Origin of the sequence: Kitasatospora sp. NPDC047058, assembly GCF_040643935.1 — a bacterium.
GTDB lineage: Bacteria > Actinomycetota > Actinomycetes > Streptomycetales > Streptomycetaceae > Kitasatospora.
Genome location: NZ_JBEYVJ010000764.1, coordinates 1 through 1,885, shown reverse-complemented (window position 1 = coordinate 1,885; position 1,885 = coordinate 1). Strand labels below are relative to the sequence as shown.

The window sequence follows — 1,885 nt, the reverse complement described above, 5'->3', positions numbered from 1 at the left end:
CCGGGCGTCACGGACGCGCCCGGCTCCGGACCGGGGATGCTGGAGATCCTGGCCGGCGGTACCGGCAGCCCCGCCCGTGCGGCGAGTACGGTCCACTCCGCGGCCGACCGCCAGGCTCCGCACAGTCCGGTCGCACAGGGCCGGTTGACCGAGACCGGCGCGAGGCACGTCAGCAGGCTGAGCAGGAGGGCGTCCAGCTCCTCCCGGGCGTACAGGGCGTCGGCGTGCCGGGCGAACGGCAGGATCCCGAAGGGCGCGGCGGCCACCCGGTTGAGCACGCCCGAGACGTCCCGGCTGGCCAGGACGCGGCCGTCCGGCAGGCAGATCTCGAAGTCCGCGCCGTGCCGGCCGACGCGGTGCGCGGTCCTGGTGGAGCCGAGCAGCGCCTGCGGGGACAGCAGTTCCAGCGGCTCGAGTCCGCGCTTCCGCAGTCCCTCGTGGGCCCACAGCGCCGCCCGGTCGCCGGGATCGCAGAGCACCAGCCACATGCGGGGGGCCTACCCCCGACCGGGCCCCGCCTCGGGGTTCTCGTTCCCGAGGGCGCTGTCCGCGAGATCGGGGCGCTGGTCCGCGGGGATGAAGTGCTCGGACCCCTGACCGGACGCGGAACCGGCGAGCGTGCCCGCTTGCACTTCCAGCTCCTTGCCGACGTGGTCCTTGTGTTCCTTCTCCTTGCCCTCCTTCTCCTTGTCCTTGCCCTCCTTGCCCTCCTTCCCCGACTTGAGCTGCTCGCGCGTGAGGTGGAGCGTCTTCTCCTCGATCACGGTGTCGTTGCAGTTCAGGGTGAAGCTGGCGGTCTGCGTGGGTGCGGCGGACGAGCCGCCGGGAGCGACCTTGAGCACGAGTTGGCCACAGGCGTTGGGAGCGAGGCCGGCCGGGAAGCTCTTCAGGGTGAATCCGGCGCCCATGTCCGCCCCGGCCGATCCGGCGATGGTCAGCGTGCCCGGACCGATGTTGGCCATGGGCACCACCCGGTCCGGTGCCGTGCCCCGCACGGTGACGTGCACCGTGGTGTCCATCTGGATCCGCGGCTGCCGGCCGTCCCCGGCGGACCTGGCCGACGTCCAGACGAAGCCCAGCTCCTGCGGGTCGTTGTTCGTGATCCGCAGGCTCCAGGCGGGCACGCCGTGGCCGGCGATCTTCAGCTGCAGCGTGAAGACATCGGTGGTGTCCCGGGTCCAGGAGGCGGTCGCAGCGGACGTCCCGGTCTCGTCGGGGATGGCTGCCTCGGCGGGTGCCTGTGGAACGGCCGTGATCAGCCCCTGGCCCGCCCGGATCTCGAGGTCCGGCGCTCTTCCGCGAAGCGGCTGGCAGTTCGGCCCGATGGACACCACCTGGAGGAACCAGGAGGACGCCGTCGGATCCACGCCGAAGGCGACCAGTCCGGTGGTGGCATCTTTCGCGAGCCTGAGCTGGCCGGTGTCGGGAAACATCTGGAATACCACCGTGATCGCCTTCTCTGACTGTCGGGTTGCGGCTCCGTGGCGCTCACCACGCGCCGAGCGGAACGCTGTCGAGGAAGACCGGTCGTCCCGCCCCGTCCCGTCTGCTGGCCGGTCGGACGTTCGCCGCCGCACGCCGCCGTCCGGCCCGGCGTCGACGAGGGGGAATCCGCTGTGGTCCGCGGCGCGAGGAGGCCAGGACCCGTGCCGGGTTATGTCGCATGGGGCGCCCCCAGCCTCTGGACGGCGGCGGTCGAGGGTGCCGGACGACGTTGCGGCAAGTGGTGCCGGCCCTCGGTCCTTCCAGGCTATTCCCGCCTCGATGCCGCATCAATTGGGGTGACTGTGTGCCGGGACCAGGCGGTCGGCTCCGCGTTCAACCAGAAGATGGCCACCCTGCCGGACACCGTGCCGGGCGTGCGCTACACGGTGATCGCGACCGT

The 1,885-nt window shown here is 71.8% G+C and carries 1 protein-coding gene and 1 pseudogene; both read right to left on the bottom strand.

Annotated elements, in window-relative coordinates:
* Positions 1–488, bottom strand: a pseudogene (locus tag ABZ885_RS40265) (hypothetical protein); the annotation flags it as partial.
* A gap of 9 nt (positions 489–497) precedes the next feature.
* Entirely contained in the window at positions 498–1,433 is a 936-nt protein-coding gene (locus ABZ885_RS40260) for a hypothetical protein (RefSeq protein ID WP_360200037.1), read from the bottom strand.
* Positions 1,434–1,885 lie beyond the last annotated feature (452 nt).

Bases quoted from the DNA above. Each gene is read 5' to 3' on its own strand.
- ABZ885_RS40260 (WP_360200037.1), bottom strand. From the start codon at position 1,433: ATGTTTCCCGACACCGGCCAGCTCAGGCTCGCGAAAGATGCCACCACC.